This window comes from Roseococcus sp. SDR (assembly GCF_019083995.1).
GTDB lineage: Bacteria > Pseudomonadota > Alphaproteobacteria > Acetobacterales > Acetobacteraceae > Roseococcus.
Genome location: NZ_JAHRCU010000028.1, coordinates 1 through 15,312, shown reverse-complemented (window position 1 = coordinate 15,312; position 15,312 = coordinate 1). Strand labels below are relative to the sequence as shown.

The 15,312-nt window shown below is 71.5% G+C and carries 12 protein-coding genes; 7 read left to right on the top strand and 5 right to left on the bottom strand.

What is annotated here, in order from left to right; genetic code table 11:
• Nucleotides 1-5: 5 nt before the first annotated feature.
• On the top strand, nt 6-980 hold the full coding sequence (locus tag KTR66_RS22160) for a tripartite tricarboxylate transporter substrate binding protein (protein ID WP_213616565.1): 975 nt from the start codon (nt 6-8) through the stop codon (nt 978-980).
• Nucleotides 981-1,005: 25 nt separating this feature from the next.
• Nucleotides 1,006-1,455 carry an SRPBCC domain-containing protein gene (locus KTR66_RS22155; protein WP_213616563.1) on the top strand — a complete coding sequence of 150 codons (450 nt, stop codon included), beginning with the start codon at nt 1,006-1,008 and terminating at the stop codon, nt 1,453-1,455.
• Here KTR66_RS22155 and KTR66_RS22150 read toward each other — a convergent pair.
• Genes KTR66_RS22150 through KTR66_RS22130 form a run of 5 tightly spaced genes read right to left on the bottom strand, consistent with a single transcriptional unit; the run spans nt 1,452 to nt 6,467 of the window.
• Nucleotides 1,452-2,333: a polysaccharide deacetylase family protein gene (locus tag KTR66_RS22150; protein ID WP_213616561.1), complete on the bottom strand. Its 882-nt coding sequence runs from the start codon at nt 2,331-2,333 to the stop codon at nt 1,452-1,454. The two genes, KTR66_RS22155 and KTR66_RS22150, sit on opposite strands and share 4 nt — an antisense overlap.
• 48 nt (nt 2,334-2,381) lie before the next feature.
• Nucleotides 2,382-3,323 (bottom strand): tripartite tricarboxylate transporter substrate binding protein, encoded by a 942-nt coding sequence (locus KTR66_RS22145; RefSeq protein WP_213616559.1) that lies wholly within the window; start codon nt 3,321-3,323, stop codon nt 2,382-2,384.
• Entirely contained in the window at nt 3,320-4,879 is a 1,560-nt protein-coding gene (locus KTR66_RS22140) for an acyl-CoA carboxylase subunit beta (protein ID WP_213616557.1), read from the bottom strand. The genes KTR66_RS22145 and KTR66_RS22140 overlap by 4 nt, the downstream gene beginning before the upstream one ends.
• On the bottom strand, nt 4,876-6,243 hold the full coding sequence (locus KTR66_RS22135; protein WP_249732355.1) for an acetyl/propionyl/methylcrotonyl-CoA carboxylase subunit alpha: 1,368 nt from the start codon (nt 6,241-6,243) through the stop codon (nt 4,876-4,878). The genes KTR66_RS22140 and KTR66_RS22135 overlap by 4 nt, the downstream gene beginning before the upstream one ends.
• Complete coding sequence (locus KTR66_RS22130; protein WP_213616555.1) at nt 6,240-6,467, bottom strand: biotin/lipoyl-binding carrier protein; 228 nt, start codon at nt 6,465-6,467, stop codon at nt 6,240-6,242. Before KTR66_RS22130 ends, KTR66_RS22135 begins: the two co-directional genes overlap by 4 nt.
• Before the next feature lie 141 nt (nt 6,468-6,608).
• Between KTR66_RS22130 and KTR66_RS22125 the strand changes: the two genes are divergently transcribed.
• The 5 genes from KTR66_RS22125 to KTR66_RS22105 all read left to right on the top strand — a co-directional run.
• Nucleotides 6,609-7,799, top strand: a complete 1,191-nt coding sequence (locus KTR66_RS22125) for an MFS transporter (protein WP_213616553.1) — start codon at nt 6,609-6,611, stop codon at nt 7,797-7,799.
• 69 nt (nt 7,800-7,868) lie between these two features.
• Nucleotides 7,869-9,452: an ABC transporter substrate-binding protein gene (locus tag KTR66_RS22120; RefSeq protein WP_213616627.1), complete on the top strand. Its 1,584-nt coding sequence runs from the start codon at nt 7,869-7,871 to the stop codon at nt 9,450-9,452.
• Nucleotides 9,449-11,032, top strand: coding sequence for an amidohydrolase (locus KTR66_RS22115; RefSeq protein WP_213616551.1), 1,584 nt, complete (start codon nt 9,449-9,451; stop codon nt 11,030-11,032). The genes KTR66_RS22120 and KTR66_RS22115 overlap by 4 nt, the downstream gene beginning before the upstream one ends.
• Before the next feature lie 80 nt (nt 11,033-11,112).
• Nucleotides 11,113-12,918: an autotransporter assembly complex family protein gene (locus KTR66_RS22110; RefSeq protein WP_213616549.1), complete on the top strand. Its 1,806-nt coding sequence runs from the start codon at nt 11,113-11,115 to the stop codon at nt 12,916-12,918.
• 8 nt (nt 12,919-12,926) lie between these two features.
• On the top strand, nt 12,927-15,312 hold a 2,386-nt coding region (locus KTR66_RS22105; RefSeq protein ID WP_213616547.1), incomplete at its 3' end, for a hypothetical protein.

Below are 15,312 nucleotides of genomic sequence, written 5' to 3'. Positions count from 1 at the left end.
GTCTCATGCCGCTTGCCCGACGCACGCTCCTGGCCGGGGCTGCCGCCCTGCCGCTGCCCGCCCTTGCCCAGCCCGCCTGGCCCAACCGGCCGATCCGCGCCATCGTCTCCTTCCCGCCCGGCGGCGCGATCGACACCACGACGCGACTCATCGCCCCCTTCCTCTCCGAGAGCCTGGGCCAGCCCATCGTCACCGAGAACCGCACCGGCGCCACCGGCACCATCGCCGGCGCGGCGGTGGCGAGCGCCGCGCCCGATGGCTACACGCTGCTCTTCGATGCCTCGACGCATGCCTCCGCGCCGCATCTCGTGCGCAACCTGAACTTCTCCTACGCGACCGGCTTCGCGCCGGTGACGCAGCTCACCTCCGTGCCGCTCATCCTGGTGGCGCATCCTTCCGTGCCGGCCAACACCATCGCGGAGTTCCTGGCCCTCGGCAGGGCGCGGGCGGCGGCGGGGCAGCCGCTGACCTATGCCTCCTCCGGCAATGGCTCGGCCGCGCATTATGCGGCCGTGCTGTTTCTCCAGCGCGCGGGCTGGGAAGCCACGCATGTGCCCTTCCGCGGCGGCGGGCCCGCCGTGCAGGCGCTGCTGTCGGGCACGGTGCAGTTCCACATGGGCACCGCCGCCTCCTCCACCGCGCTCGTCCAGAACGGTCAGCTCAAGGGCTATGCGGTGACCATGCGCGAGCGCATCCCGCAATTGCCGGACACGCCGACGCTGAACGAAAGCGGCATGCCCGGCTATGAATGGACCGAATGGGGCGGCGTCTTCGCCCCCGCCGGCACGCCCGATGCGATCCTGGACCGCCTCAACACCGTGATTCGCGAGGCCCTGGCCCAGCCCGCCGTGCGCGAACGCCTCGGCGCCATCGGCATGCTGCCGGTCGCCTCGCCCCGTGCGGCCTTCGCCACCTATGTGCGCGAGCAGCAGGAGCTGGTGGGCCGCCTGACGCGCGAGGCGAATGTCACGCTGGACTAACCTCGGCCATCAACGCGGGATCGGCATGACCACCGGCTTCGAACTCGCGATCGAGCGCCACATTGCCGCCCCGCCGGAGCGCGTCTTTCAGGTCTGGACGGCCCGCCTCGCCGAATGGTGGGCGCCCAGGCCCTGGCGGACGAAGATCATCGAACAGGAGTGGCGCCCCGGCGGCCGCAGCGCCCTGCGCATGACGGGGCCAGAGGGCGCAGTCTCGGAGATGGAGGGCGTGGTGCTGGAGTTCATCCCGAACCGCAGCATCGTCTTCACCAACGCCTTCACCGCGGGATGGGTGCCGCAGAAGCCCTTCATGGTGGGCCTCTTCAGCTTCGCGCCCGAGGGCGTGGGCACGCGCTACCGCGCCGCCGCCCGCCTCTGGGATGCCGAGACCCAGGCCCAGCATGAGGCCATGGGCTTCCACAGGGGCTGGACCCACGTGGCTGAGCAACTCGCGGCTTTGGCCGAGGGTCGTTAGCCCGGCGCGGGCACCAGCCCCGCATACCAGTCGCCGATCTCGGAGGAGGTGGCGAAGGCCACCTCCGGGTGCGCCGCCAACTCCTGCATCACCGCGGTGAAGCTCTCCATCCGGTGCGGCACGCCGATCACATGCGGGTGCAGCGCCACCGTCATCACCCGCGTGCGGGAAAATCCATCGCGCGCGAAATAGGCCAGGCTGTCGCGGATGCGATTGGCCAGCGCGGCCGAGGCGTGCTGCCCCACCACATAGATCGGCACGTCGTTCAGCTCGACCGTGTAAGGCAGGGAGAGCATGGGGCCGGCCTCGGTGGTCATCCACGCCGGCACGTCATCCACCAGCCAGTCATGCAGGAATTCGACGCCGTTCCGCCGCAGCACCTCGGGCGTATCGGCCTTCTCGCTCAGCCCCGCCCCCAGCCAGGCGCGCACCTTCTGCCCGGAGAAGCGGCGCATGATGCCAAGCGACTCTGCCACGACCTCCGCGTCGTTCTCGATGGTGGCCAGCGCCTTCTGGTAGAGGCCGTGGCCCACGAATTCCCAATCGGCCTTCAGCATCGCCTCCGCGAGGCGCGGGTAATGCGTGCAGATCTGCGCGTTGGAAAGGTTGGAGGCTCGGATGCCGAGCCCTGCGCACAAATCAAGCAGGCGCGGCATGCCGACGCGCAGCCCGTATTCCACCCAGGTGAAGTTGGGAACGTCCGGCACGGCACGGATGCCGTGCGGCGGCGGCAGGATGGCACGCGGCATGGGCTGGTCGAAGGGCCAATGCTCGACATTGACCGCGACGTTCACGATGACCCGCTTGCCCTTGTAGGGCGGCAGCGGATGCTGGTCGCTCTCCATCTGGAAGGGGATACGGGGGTTGGCGTCAGGCATGGGTCGCTCCGGCTGGGGGCCGAAGCTTTGCCACGCCGGGCGGGCGGGTCAATCCGCGCGAATATTGGCGCGGCGGATCGCCTCGGCCCAGCCCGCGCGGTCGCGCTGCATGCGCGCGGCGAAACCCTCCGGCCCCTCCACGATCGGCGTCAGCCCGTTCTCCAGCAGGCGCTGCCGCAGCATGGGGTCGCGCAACGCGGTCGCCACCGCCTCCGCCCAGCGCCGCGTCACGGCCTCGGGCATCCCGCGCGGACCGCACAGGCCGAACCAGCCCGCCACCTCCAGCCCTGGCACGCTTTGCGACAGACGCGGCGCGCTGGCGAATTCCGGCACGCCCTCGGCATCGGCCAGCGCCAGCAAACGCAGCTCGCCACCCTGGATCTGCCGCATGACGTCGCCAAGATTGGTGATGAGGAGATCCGTCCGCCCCGCGATCACATCGAGAGCCGCCGGCGCCGCCCCGCGATAGGGCACATGCACAAGATCGAGCCCCGCCATGGCCGCAAGCCGCGCGCCGGTCAGATGCTGCGCCGACCCCACGCCGGCACTCGCATAGGTGACGCTGCCCGGTCGCGCGCGGGCAGCCGCGATGAGGTCGCCCATGCTCTGATAGGGGCCGCGCGCGCCGGTCACCGCGCCGTAGCTGGAGAGCGCGACATTCGCGACCGGCACCAATTCCGTGCGGGGATCAATGGCGAGGTTGGCACCCGGCATCTCCGGCCCGATGGTCATCGTGCCCATGGGGCAGAGCAGCAGCGTGTTGCCATCCGCCGCACCCCGCGCCACCGCTTCGGCCGCGATCATGCCATTCGCCCCCGTGCGGTTCTCCACCACCACGCGCGCGCCGCCGGATTGGCTGAGGCCCTCGGCGATCAGCCGCGCGACGAGATCGCCCGTGCCGCCGGGCGCGAAGCCCACCAGGATGCGCGGCTGCGCGAAGGCGAGGCCCGGCGCCAGCAGCAGCGCGGCCAGCAGGAGAAGGCGCCTCATGGCCGCATGCGCAATCCACTCGGGGCGGGGGTAAGCAGCGGCCAGGCCAGGTCGGCGAATTCGCATAGCAACCTCCTCGTGTCGCGTGGGTCGATGATCTCTTCCACCCAGAAGGCCTCGGCCGTGCGGAAGGGGCTGCGCAGCCGGTTCAGGCGCTCCTCGATCTCGGCGAGCTTCGCCGCCGGGTCTTCGGCCTCCGCCATGTCGGCGGCATAGGCGGCCTCGATCCCGCCCTCCAGTGGCAGCGAGCCCCAGCGCGCGGAAAGCCAGGCATAGCGCGGCGAATAGCGGTTGGCCGGCTGATGCACGACGCCCGCGACGCCGAAGGCATTGCGGATGATCATGGTGCACCAGGGGACCGTCGTCTGGTTCACCGCCGCCATGGCCCGCACGCCGAGGCGGATGGTGGCGGCCTTCTCGGCGGCGAGGCCCACCATGAAGCCCGGGCAGTCCTGCAGATACACGACCGGCAGGTGGAAGGTCTCCGCCAGGTCCACGAAGCGGATGATCTTGGCGCAGGCATCGGCCGTCCAGGAACCGCCATAGAAGAAGGGATCGCTCGCCATCAGCGCCACCGGTTTGCCGTTGAGACGCGCGAGGCCGGTGATGATGCTGCGGCCGAACATCCGGCCCATCTCGAAGAAGCTGCCCTGGTCCACCACCGCGTTGATGATGGGCCGCATCTGATAGACCCGCCGCCGGTCGCGCGGGATATGGGTGAAGAGCTTCTCCTCGCGCCGCGCCGGGTCATCCGTGGGCGTGGTGACGGGCGGCAGCGCATGCACGGAGGCCGGCAGGTAGGAGAGGAAGCGCCGCGCGCAGTCGAAGGCCTCAGCCTCGCTCTCCACCGCATGGTCCACGGCGCCCGCCTTGGTCTGGATCTCCCAACCGCCCAGCTCCTGCTTGGTCAGATCCTCGCCCAGGCGCTTCACCACCGGCGGCCCGGCCACGAACATGGCCGAGGTCTCCTTGGTCATCACCGAATAGTGGCTGGCCGCAAGCCGCGCGGCGCCGAGCCCCGCGACGGAACCGAGGCCCAAGCCCACCACCGGCACCACGCTGAGATTGGCGCCGGTGTAGTGATAGAGCTGCGTGCCACCCACGCCGCCCGGCAGGTTGGCGCGTCCCGTGGTCTCGATCGTCTTCACCGAACCGCCGCCGCCCGAACCCTCGATGATGCGGATGATCGGTAGCCGCAGATCATGCGCCATGCGCTCCGCCATGATCGGCTTCTCGCGGATGGTCGCGTCCGCCGAGCCGCCGCGCACGGTGAAGTCGTCGCCCACCACCACCACCGGGCGGCCATCCACCTGGGCGCGGCCCATGACGCAATTCGACGGCGTCAGGCGCTTGAGGGTGCCATCCGGCGCGTATTCCGCCTGGCCCGCGATGGCGCCCACCTCATGGAAGCTGCCCGGGTCCACCACGCCTTCGATGCGCTCGCGCACGGTGAGCCGCCCGCCCGCATGCTGCCGCGCGATCTTGTCGGCGCCGCCCAGCTTGCGCGCTTCCGCCTCGCGCGCGCGCAGCTCGTCCAGTTCGGGTTGCCAGGTCATGCCGCTTGTTCCTTCATGCTCGCCTCGACCAGGCGCTTGCGCGCCGCCTCGAGGAAGCCGGTGTTGATCTCGGCCGCGCGCATCTCGGGCGAGCGGAGCGCCGCGGCGAGGAAGGCCGCATTGATCCGCACCCCCTCGGCCGCGCATTGGTCCAGCGCCAGGGCTAGCCGCCCCAGCGCCACCTCGCGCGTCGCGCCATGGGCGATGATCTTGCCGAGCAGCGAGTCGTAATGCGGCGTCAGCAGATCGCCCGTGCCAAAGCCCGCATCCACCCGCAGATCCGGCCCCGCCTCGGGCCAGCGCAGTGCCGTGATCCGCCCGGGCGAAGGCAGGAACTGCCGCGCCGGATCCTCGGCGCAGATCCGCGCTTCCACCGCATGGCCATCGAGCGTGATGTCGGCCTGCGCGAAGGGCAGCGCCTCGCCCGCCGCGATACGGAGCTGCCATTCGACGAGGTCCAGCCCCGTGACCATTTCCGTCACCGGATGCTCCACCTGCAGCCGCGTGTTCATCTCCATGAACCAGATGCGATCGGCCTGGAGCGGCGCCTCGGCGATGAACTCCACCGTGCCCGCGCCGACATAGCCGACGGCGCGCGCGAGGTCGCAGGCGCGGCGGCCCAGTTCGGCACGCAGCGCCGCATCCATGCCCGGCGCGGGGCATTCCTCGATCAACTTCTGATGCCGGCGTTGCAGCGTGCAGTCGCGCTCATGCAGGTACAGCACATTTCCGTGCGCATCGGCGAGGATCTGCACCTCGATATGCCGCGCCTTCTCGACCAGCTTTTCCAGCATCAGCCGGTCATCTCCGAAGATCGCCGCTTCGCGCCGCGCAGCATCGAGCGCGCCCTGCAGATCCTCCGCGCGCCCCACGCGCCGCATGCCGCGCCCGCCGCCGCCGCCCACCGCCTTCACCATCACCGGGAAGCCGATGCGCGCGGCCGCCTCCTCCAGCGCGTCATCCGCCCCAGGCAGGCAAGGCAGCCCCGCCGCCTCCGCGATCCGCCGCGCCTCGGCCTTGCCGCCCATGGCGCGGATGGCCGAGGGCGGAGGACCGACGAAGATCAGGCCGGCCCGCGCGCAGGCCTCGGCGAACTCCGCATTCTCCGAGAGGAAGCCATAGCCCGGATGGACGTAGCGCGCGCCACTGCGCTCGGCCGCCGCGATCAGCGCCGGGATGCTGAGATAACTCTCGCGCGGAGGGGCGGCGCCGACAGGCTCGGCGCGATCCGCCGCTCCGACATGCAGCGCGGTCGCATCCGCATCGGAAAAGACGGCGATGCTGGGCCAGCCCATCCGCCGGCAGCTGCGCGCGATGCGGGCGGCGATCTCGCCGCGATTGGCGATGAGGACCGGCCCGCTCAACGCCGAAAGGTGGCGACGGCCTGGCCTTCCTCCACCTGCTGCCCTTCCGCCACCAGGATCTCCACCACCACGCCGTCATGCGGCGCCACCACCGGGATCTCCATCTTCATGGATTCCAGGATGAGGATGGGCTCCTCCTCGCCGACCGCGGCGCCAGGTGTCGCCAAGATCTTCCAGACGGAGGCGCCGATCTCGGCGCGGATGGTGATGGGGCTCTCGGCCATGCTGCTTCCTCGCCGGCGCTTGGCGGCCGGTCCGTCGGGGACTTCAAGAGCAAAGCCCCCCGCTGTCAATCACGCCGCACCCTCTTCCGGCGCAGGCACGACAGGCCCATGCTGGCCGCCCCGGATCACAGGACGAGGCGGATGCGCTGGGGGCGCGAGACCAATCTTCTGCTGCTGGCGCTGGGCGCCATGTTCGTGCAGCAGAGCTTCGCCTCGCTCGGCCGCAGCCTGCCCAGCGTCATCGCGCCGGCCATCATCACCGATCTCGGCATCGATCCGGCCTGGGTCGGCGTCTATGTCAGCCTGATCGCGATCTCGGCGCTGGCCTTCCAGCTTGGCTGCGGCAGCTTCATCATCCGGCATGGCGCGCTGCGCATGAGCCAGGTGGCGCTGGTGCTGCTCGCACTCGGCCTCTTCGCCGCTTCCTCCGGCTGGATCGTGCTGCTGGCGCTCTCCGCCATCATCGGCGGCGGCGGCTCGGCCATCTCCACGCCGGCCAGCTCGCATCTGCTGGGGCGCTATTCGCCGCCGAAATACGCGCCGCTGGTGTTTTCCGTGAAGCAGACGGCGGTGCCGGCGGGGCTGCTGCTGGCCGGGCTGCTCGGCCCCGCCATCACCCATTGGGGCGGATGGCGATTGGCGCTCGATGTCGCGGCCTTCGCCTGCCTGATCTTCGCCCTGATGCTGCAACCGACGCGCCGCGAATTCGACGCCGACCGCGTGCCCAGCCGGCAATTCCATCTCTCCGACTTCAAGACGACCATCACCGCCGTCCTGGCGACGAGCGAGCTGCGCAACCTCTCCTTCGCCTGCTTCGCCTTCAACGGGCTGCAGACGGTCTTCACCTCCTATTTCATCATCTACCTCGTGGACCTCGGCCTCAGCCTGAGCGGGGCGGGCTTCATTTTCGCGGTGGCCATGTTCGTGGCCGTTCCCTGCCGCATCTTCTGGGGCTGGATGGGCAGCACGGTGGTGACACCGCGCGCGATGATGGGCGGCCTCGCTCTCGGCATGGCGGCGAGCACGCTGGTGATGGGCTTCTACGGCCCTGGCTGGCCGCTCTTCCTCATCGGCCTCGTCGCCTGCGTGCTCAGCGCCACCGCCATGTCCTGGCATGGCGTGCTGCTGGCCGAGGCCGCGCGCCTCGCACCCCCTGGCATGCGCGGCGGGGCCACGGGCGGCGTGCTCTCCTTCGGACAGATGGGCGGGCTCTTGCTGCCGCTGATCTATGCCGCGCTGCTCTGGCTCACCGGCAGCCATGGCCTGGGCTTTGCCGTCTGCGGCCTGCCGGCGCTCGTCGTCGGCATCGTGCTGATGCGCAAGCCGGCCTGAGACTCGACAAGGCCGTGCGCGGGCGCCCATGCTGCGCTGCACGCACGCGCAAGGAGGGCCCGGCCCATGATGCAACGTCGTTCGCTGATGCAGGCGTCTCTCGCCGCATCCCTCGCCGCCCCGGCCGCCACCCGCGCGCAATCGGCCACCACGCTGCGCTTCATCCCGCAGCAGGACCTCATCGTCCTCGATCCGGTGACGACCACGGCCTATATCACGCGCAACCACGGCTACATGGTCTTCGACACGCTCTACGGCATGGACAATCGCTTCCAGGCGACGCCGCAGATGGTGGAAGGCCATACCATCGAGAATGACGGCCGGCTCTGGAACCTGCGCCTGCGCGAGAATCTCTGGTTCCATGACGGCACGCCGGTGCTGGCCAAGGATTGCGTCGCCAGCATCCGCCGCTGGGCTCGGCGCGACCCTTTCGGCGCGACGCTGATGGAGGTGACGGACGAACTCTCCGCCCCCGATGACCGCACCATCCGCTTCCGCCTGAAACGCCCCTTCCCGCTGCTGCCCGTCGCCCTCGGCAAGGCCTCGGTGCCCGTCTGCGCGATGATGCCCGAGCGGCTCGCCAATACCGACCCCTTCCAGCAGGTGCCGGAGATGGTCGGCAGCGGCCCCTTCCGCTTCAAGGCGGATGAGCGCGTGGCGGGGGCGAAGATCGTCTACACCAAGTTCGAGCGCTATGTGCCGCGCAGCGGCGGCACGCCGAGCTGGACCGCCGGGCCGAAGGTCGTGCATTTCGACCGCGTCGAGTGGAACTCGATGCCCGATGCCTCCACCGCCAATTCCGCCATGCTGAACAATGAGCAGGACTGGCAGGAATACGCCTCGCTCAACCACCTGCCGCTGCTGCGCCGCGCCCGCAACCTGCGCATGCAGACGCTGGACCCGACGGGCTATGTCTCCATGCTGCGGGTCAACCATCTGCAGCCGCCCTTCAACAACCCGGCCATCCGCCGCGCGCTCTGGGGCGCCATCGACCAGACGGCCTGCATGCATGCGCTGGTCGGCCCCTCCGAGACCAGCCTCTACCATGTGCCGCTCGGCTTCTTCTGCCCCAACACACCCATGGCCTCTGAGGCCGGGCTCGAGCCGCTGCGCGGGCCGCGCGACATGGCCGCCGTCCAGCGCGCCCTGCGCGCCGCCGGCTACAATGGCGAGACGGTGCTGCTGATGATTCCGACCAACTCCTCCTCGCTCTCCCTCCAGGGCGAGGTGATGGCGGATACGCTCAAGCGGGCGGGGATGAATGTCGAGGTCTATGCCGTCGAGTTCAACGCCATGCTCCAGCGCCGCAACCGCCGCGGCCCGGTGAGCGAGGGCGGCTGGAGCGCCTTCGTCACCAACTGGTCGGGCTCCGACTGGCTCAGCCCCGCGGGCCATATCGCGCTGCGCGGCAATGGCGAGCAGGGCTATGCCGGCTGGGCGAACATGCCGCGCATCGAGGCGCTGCGTGACGCCTGGTTCGCCGCGCCGGATGAGGCCGCGCAACAGGCCATCTGCCGTGACATCCAGCTCGCGGCGATGCGCGAGGTGCCCTACTACCCGCTTGGCCAGGTGATGCAGCCCACCGTCTTCCGCTCGAACCTCACGGGCGTGCTGGAAGGCTTCTCCACCTTCTGGAATGTCCGCCGCACATGAGCAGCCCCCGCGACACCGCGCTCGACTACATCCGCGCGAACGAGACCCGCTTCTCCGAATTCTGCCAGCGCATCTGGGCCCATGCCGAGCCCGCCTGGCGCGAATACAAATCCGCGCGCGACTACGTGGAACTCCTCCGCGCCGAGGGCTTCACGGTCGAGGCCGGCTCCGGCGGCATGCCCACGGCCTTCGTGGCATCCTGGGGCAGCGGCAAGCCGGTGCTGGCCGGCTTCTCCGAATACGACGCCGTGCCCGGCAATTCGCAGCAGGTCGTCCCCCGCGAGGCCCCGCGCGAGGGCGTGCACCCCTATGCCGCCGGCCATACCGACCCGCATTCGGTGCTCGGCACCGCATCCCTCGTCGCGATGCTCGCTGCCCGCGCGGCCATGGAGAAGCACGGCATACCCGGCACGCTGAAGCTCTTCGGCGAACCGGCGGAGAAGGTCTGCGGCTCCAAGCCCGTGCATGCGGCCAAGGGCTACTACAACGACCTCGACGCCGCCGTGGTCTGGCACCCCTGGCCGTCCAACACCGTCACCTCGGACACGCAATTCGGCGCCTATTGGTCCTGCGTCATCACCTTCGAGGCCGCCGATCCGGAGAACTGGATCGACCCGACGCTCGTGCCCATCGAGGGCGCGCACGCCAACGCCCGCTGCCCCGGCGCGCTGGATGCGCTCTGCCTGATGTACACGACGACGAAATACACCAAGGAGGCGATGTTCCCCCATGCCGGCTCCTGGACGCTGAACGAATTCGTCCTGGGCGATGGGGGTGCCACCTCCGACAATCTCGCGCCGCGCTTTTCGCAGATCCAGTATTCCTGGCGCGCCTCGAACCTCGGCATCCAGGAGCAGATCTGGCGCGTGCTGGCGAACAATGCCCGCCACGCGGCGGCCAGCACCGGCTGCCGCGCCTTCGTCCGCTGGGTGACGAAGACGCGCGTCGGCCTGCCCAACCAGGTGATGACGGACCTGACCTGGAAGAACCTCCAGGCCGTGGGCGCGCCGGTCTATTCCGAGGCCGCGCTGGAATTCGGCCGGGCCATCCAGCGCGAAATGGGCCTCACGCCGATGGAGGACCCCTTCATCCCGAGCGTCAGCCGGCTCACGCCGCCCGAGGAGAACGAGGCCCGGCTGCGCGCCGGCCTGCCCTCCTGGCAGAAGCATCTCAGCGCCGACGACTATGTCGAATTCTGCTGGCATGCGCCCACCGTGCGCCTGCTCGCCGCCCGCCCGCGCCTGCGCCCGCCCTCGCCCGGCTTCAACTACCCCAACTGGGCCTATCTGGCGCTGGGCGGCCTGCCCGAGGCGGTGGATCCGGGGATGTTCGTCGCCGCGCGCACCATGGCGCTCACCTATGTCGACCTCGCGACCGAACCCGCCACGCTCGCCGCCGCACAAGCGGAATTCCGCGAGCGCAGCGGCATCGGCACGCCCGCCTGGGTGCCGCCCCTGCTGCCGGCGGATTTCGACCCGCCGGTGGACCTCCGCTGGCCGGAATACGTCACCACCGAGCGCGGCACGGAATGGTGCATCCCCACCCCCCACACCGGCACCGGCGCGGGCGAGGCGCTGTAACCGCTGCCGCGAGACAAAGCCGCCGGTCCATGCGCATAGTGGGGCGGGCCAGCCCGGCCCGGCACTGACGGAAACAGCTCTTGCGCGGGGGACTTCACTGGCAGATCGGCGGCATCCTCGCCCTGGCCCTGTGCCTGGCGCCGCCCTCCCGGCCGCAACCCCTCCCGCAAGCGGCCGCGACGGGCCCGGCCGAAGCCGCGACGGAGGAGCCGCCCAGCACGCCCTATCGCGCGCGCCTGATCCCCACCGGCGATGACGCGCTGGATGGGCTGCTGCGCGCCACCTCCAACCTGATCGCCCTGCAGGAAGTGGCCCCCACCGATGCCGAGGGCCTGGCCGCGCGCATCGCCGCCGAGCCCGAGCGCCTGCGCCCGGTGACGGATTCCGAGGGCTATTGGGCTGCCCGCTTCGCGATCACGCAGCAGGGCGAGCAGGTGGAGATCCGCGTCACCCCGGGCCCGCTCTATACGCTGCGCCACATCACCGTGGAGGGCGAGCCCGCGCCCGACCTTGCCGCCGGCCAGCCCGCCCGCGCCGAGGATGTGCTGGCGGCCGAGGCCGCGCTGCTGGCCCGCCTGCGCCGCGAGGGCCACCCGCTGGCCCGCATCGAACGCCAGGCCACGGTGGACCACCCGGCCCAGGCCATGGACCTCGCCTTCCAGGTGCAGCCCGGCCCGCGCGCCGATTTCGCCGAGCCCGTGGTGACCGGCACCGAGCGCGTGAACCCCGAGGTGGTGCGCCGCGTGGCGGCCTTGCGCCTCGCCGAGCGCAGCTACAGCCCCGAACGCATCGCCCGCGCCCGGGCCGATGTCGCCGCACTCGGCCCCTTCGCCTCGGTGAGGATCGACACGGGAACGGCGCTCGACGCTCAGGGCCGCCTGCCGGTGACGGTGACGGTGCGCGAACGGCCCTTCCGCGTCATCAGCGCCAATGCCGCCTATGAGACCAATTACGGCGCCTCGGTCCGCTTCTCCTGGCAGCATCGCAACCTGCTGGGCAACGCCGAGAATCTGCGCCTCGACCTGGAAGCCAGCCGCATCGGCACCGACCCCAGCCTGCTGAACGCCCGCGCAGCGCTCACTTGGCGCCAGCCCTTGCCCTTCGGCTGGGACGGCACGCTGGTGGGCGGGCCATCGCTCGTGCGGGACCGTCTCGACAGCTACGACCGCAACGCCTTCGTCTTCAACCTGGGCTATGAGCGCCGCCTGGGCGACCGCTGGACGCTGACCACCGGCCCCATCGCCGAAATCGGCGAAAGCGCCGCGCCGGGCAATCCGCTCACGCCCTACCAGCTCGCCGGCTGGGCCTTCCAGGCGCGCTTCGACAGCGCGGACAGCCTGCTCGACCCGCGCTCCGGCCTCCGGGCCCAGGCCAGCCTCATCCCCTCCTACGCCTTCCAGGACAGCACGGCCTATCTGCCGCTGCGCCTGCAGGGCTCCACCTATTTCGACATCACGGGCGATGGGCGCAGCATCCTGGCCCTGCGCGGCGTGGTTGGGAGCCTGGTGAACACCACCGCGCCCAACGTGCCCCCCAGCCAGCGCTTCTATGCGGGCGGCGGCGGCTCGGTGCGCGGCTATGACTACCAGTCCATCGGCCCCCGCACACCGCAGGGCAAGCCCGCCGGCGGCTCCAGCCTCGTCGAGGGCTCGATCGAATGGCGGCAGCGCTTCGGCGAGAGCTATGGCGCCGTCGCCTTCGTGGATGTCGGCTCCGTCGGCACGCAATCCTTCGCCTCGATGGATGAGATCCGCGTCGGCGTGGGGCTTGGCTTTCGCTACTACACCGGCATCGGGCCGATCCGTGCCGACCTCGCCATCCCGCTGATCCAGCAGCAGGGCAGCGGCTCCTTCGGCTTCTATGTCGGCATCGGGCAGGCCTTCTGATGCGCCGCTTGCTCCGCCTTCTCCTCGTGCTGCTCCTGCTGCCGGTGCTGGCGGTGGGCACGCTGCTGACGCCCTGGGGCACCTCATGGGGGCTCGGCGTCGCGGCCGGCTTCGTACCGGGGCTGCGCGTCGAGGGCATCGCCGGGCGGCTCCCCGCGCGCCTCGCCGTCGAACGCCTGAGCCTGAGCGACGAACAGGGCGCATGGCTGGAGGTGGAGGGCGCCGAACTGCGCCTCGCCTGGCGCGAGCTTCTCTCCTGGAGGCTGCGCCTGGAGGCGGTGACGGCGCAACGCATCGCGCTCCACCGCCTGCCGCCCGCCGCGCCGTCCGAACCGGCACCGCTTGCCGTGCCGCAACTGCCGCATCTGCCGCTGCCCATCCGCATCGAGCGGCTGGACCTCACGCGGCTGGAACTGGGCGAGCCCTTGCTGGGCCAGGAAGCCGCGCTCTCGCTGCGCGGCGATCTGGCGCTGGAGGCCGCGCGCCTCACGGCGGCTCTCGCGCTGGAGCGGCTGGATGCACCCGGCCGCGCGACGGTGGCCCTGGGGCTGGATGGCCGGCAGCTCAGCGCCCGCATCGCGGCCAGCGAGCCGCCGGGCGGCCTCGTCGCCACCCTGGCCGGCCTGCCCGGCGCCCCCTTCCGGCTTGACCTGACGCTGGATGGCCCGGCCGCCGGCGCGGCCTGGAGCCTCGATGCCACCCTCGGCGAGGCCGGAGCGCGCTTCAGCGGTGAGGCCAGCCTCACGCCCGCGGGCGAGATCGCGCTGACCCTGGCCGGCACCGCCAGCCCGGCCGGGTTGCTCCCCGCCGAATTCGCGCCGCTCGCCGCCACCCTCCGGCTGGATGGGGCGCTCACGCGCGCGGCCGATGGGGCGCTGGCCCTGCCGCGCCTGGCCCTCGCGGCGCCCGCGGGCGAGGTCCAGGCCGAGGGCCGGCTCGGCGCCGATGAACGCCTCGCGGCCAGCTTCCGGCTGACCATCGCGCCGCCCACCACCTTCGCCACCTGGCTGCCGGACGGCCTGGGCTGGCGCGCGCTCGGCGCCGAGGGCCGCGTCACGGGCACGCTCGCCGCGCCCGCCCTGGATATGACGCTGCACATGGAAGGCCCCGCCGGGCTCGGCCAGGCCGATGCCTGGCTGGGCGAAACCCTCCACCTCCAGGCCGCCATCACCCCGGCGCGCCTGGACGCGCAGCTCACCGGCGAGCGCCTCACCGCCCGCGTCGCCGGCCCGATCCAGGCACCGCTCGACGTCAGCTTCAGCCTCACCGCGCAGGATCCGCCGGGCCTGGGCGGTGCCATCGCCGCCCAGGGGCGCATCACCGGAACGCCCGAGGCGCCGCGGATCCAGGCGCAGCTTGCCGCCGACCGGCTGGAGGCCGAGGGCCAGGCGCTGGAGGCGGTCCGCCTCGCGCTGGAGGCCTCGCTCACCGCGGCGCGCGTGACGGCGGAGGGCCGGTTCCAGGACCGCCCGCTGAGCCTCGACCTCGAAGCCCGTCGCGATGGCGATGCGCTGCGCCTGGAACGGCTGGAGGCGCGCTTCGCCGATGCCACCCTCACGGGCCGCGCCCAGGGCAACCTCCCTGCCGGCCCCTTCAGCGGCGACATCCGGCTCGGCGCGCCCGATCTCGCCCAGTGGGGATTGGGCCTCGTGGGCCGCCTGGACGCCGAACTCAGCGCCACCGCGCAGCCCGATGCGGGCGGATGGGCCGCACAGGGCATCCGGCTGCGTCTGGAGGGCACGGGCCTCGGCACGCCCGCCTTCCGCGCCGATCTCCAGGCGGAGGCCGATGGCAGCCTCGATGCGCTGGGCTTCCGCCTGGGCGTCACGGCGCCGCAAGGCGGGCTGAACCTGGCGGGCGAAATGGCGCTGGCGGGCGAGACGGCGCGGATCGCCCTGAACCGGCTGGAGGCGCGCACGGGCCAGGATGCGCTGACGCTGGCCGCGCCCACGCGCCTGACCATCACCCGGGCGGGCGATGTGGCGCTCGAAAGCGCGCGGCTCGCGAGCCGGCGCGGCGGCGCGCTCAGCCTGCAGGGGGGGCTCCAGGGGGGGCAGATCCAGGGACGGGCGGAGATGTCCGCGCTGCCGCTTGCCGCCTACAGCGAAGGCGCCGTAACCGGCACGGCCAGCGCCCAGGCCACAGCGTCGGGCAGCCTCGCCGCGCCCCAGGTTGAGGCCACGCTGCGGGCCGAGGCGCTGCGCGCGCCCCAGGCGCCGCAACTCCCGCCCGGCCAGCTCACCGCCACGGCCCGCTTGCAGGGCGAGGCGCTCAGGGCCGAGGCGCGCCTCACCGCCGGCCCAGCCGTGCAGCTCGACCTCACCGCGCAGCAGCCGCGTGGCGTGGGTCCGGCGCGCCCCTTCGAAGCCGCGCTGCGCGGCCGGCTCGACCTCG

Excerpts from the sequence above, each read along its gene's own strand:
- KTR66_RS22125 (WP_213616553.1), top strand. The coding sequence starts at position 6,609 with ATGCGCTGGGGGCGCGAGACCAATCTTCTGCTGCTGGCGCTGGGCGCC.
- KTR66_RS22140 (WP_213616557.1), bottom strand. The coding sequence starts at position 4,879 with ATGACCTGGCAACCCGAACTGGACGAGCTGCGCGCGCGCGAGGCGGAA.
- KTR66_RS22120 (WP_213616627.1), top strand. The coding sequence starts at position 7,869 with ATGCAACGTCGTTCGCTGATGCAGGCGTCTCTCGCCGCATCCCTCGCC.
- KTR66_RS22155 (WP_213616563.1), top strand. The coding sequence starts at position 1,006 with ATGACCACCGGCTTCGAACTCGCGATCGAGCGCCACATTGCCGCCCCG.
- KTR66_RS22150 (WP_213616561.1), bottom strand. The coding sequence starts at position 2,333 with ATGCCTGACGCCAACCCCCGTATCCCCTTCCAGATGGAGAGCGACCAG.
- KTR66_RS22145 (WP_213616559.1), bottom strand. The coding sequence starts at position 3,323 with ATGAGGCGCCTTCTCCTGCTGGCCGCGCTGCTGCTGGCGCCGGGCCTC.
- KTR66_RS22160 (WP_213616565.1), top strand. The coding sequence starts at position 6 with ATGCCGCTTGCCCGACGCACGCTCCTGGCCGGGGCTGCCGCCCTGCCG.
- KTR66_RS22115 (WP_213616551.1), top strand. The coding sequence starts at position 9,449 with ATGAGCAGCCCCCGCGACACCGCGCTCGACTACATCCGCGCGAACGAG.
- KTR66_RS22130 (WP_213616555.1), bottom strand. The coding sequence starts at position 6,467 with ATGGCCGAGAGCCCCATCACCATCCGCGCCGAGATCGGCGCCTCCGTC.